Source organism: Corallococcus llansteffanensis (genome assembly GCF_003612055.1).
Lineage (GTDB): Bacteria > Myxococcota > Myxococcia > Myxococcales > Myxococcaceae > Corallococcus > Corallococcus llansteffanensis.
The window spans coordinates 1-716 of record NZ_RAWB01001126.1; the positions used below are offsets into that span (position 1 = coordinate 1).

A 716-nucleotide genomic window follows, 5' to 3' on the forward strand; every position below is an offset into this window, starting at 1 on the left:
TTGCTGGAGCATGTCCACGCCGTTCATGCCGGGCAGGTGGTAGTCGAGCAGCATCGCGTCCGGCGTGTGCGTGGACAGGTACGCCAGCGCCTCCTCGGCGGAGGACACCTGCGACACCTCCCATTGCATGTCCGGGTCGCGGGCCAGCGCGCGGCTGACCGCGAGCCGGTCCGCCGTGCCGTCGTCGACGAGCAGCACGCGCAGGCTCATGCTCCCCGCGCCTCCGTCGCGGGAAGGCGCGCGGCCTGGAACCAGAAGGCGTGCAGCGCCTCCGCGGTCGCCTGGAGCTGGGGGCCTATCTGCGGCTTGAAGAGGTAGCAGTTGGCCCCGTCGGCATAGGCGCCGTCTACGTCCTGCGTGTCCACGGAGCTGGAGTAGATGATGACCGGGATGGAGCGCAGGCGGGGATCCGCCTTCAGCGTCGAGAGCACCTCGCGCCCGCCAATGCCGGGCAGGTGCAGGTCCAGCAGGATGAGGACAGGCTTGCGCGCGTCCGCGTAGGCGCCCCGCTGGTAGAGGTAGTCCAGGGCGCTCTCGCCGTCGCACACGCGCACCACCGGCGCCGGCAGCGGCAGCCTGCGCGCGATGCGCTCCAGCGCCTCCGCGTCCGGATCACTGTCCTCCACGAGCAGCAACGGTGGCGCGCTCATCTTCGGGATTCCTCGCCGAGCGTGAAGAAGAAGGTCGACCCCCGCCCCGGCGCGGAGTCCACCCAC

Annotated in this window: 2 protein-coding genes; both read right to left on the reverse strand. The window is 70.9% G+C overall.

The window, feature by feature from the left end; all coding sequences use genetic code 11:
* Nucleotides 1–210 (reverse strand): response regulator (locus tag D7V93_RS43745; protein ID WP_120648739.1); only part of this gene is annotated, 210 nt, incomplete at its 3' end.
* Nucleotides 207–650, reverse strand: coding sequence for a response regulator (locus D7V93_RS43750; RefSeq protein ID WP_120648738.1), 444 nt, complete (start codon nucleotides 648–650; stop codon nucleotides 207–209). The genes D7V93_RS43750 and D7V93_RS43745, both read right to left, overlap by 4 nt.
* Nucleotides 651–716 lie beyond the last annotated feature (66 nt).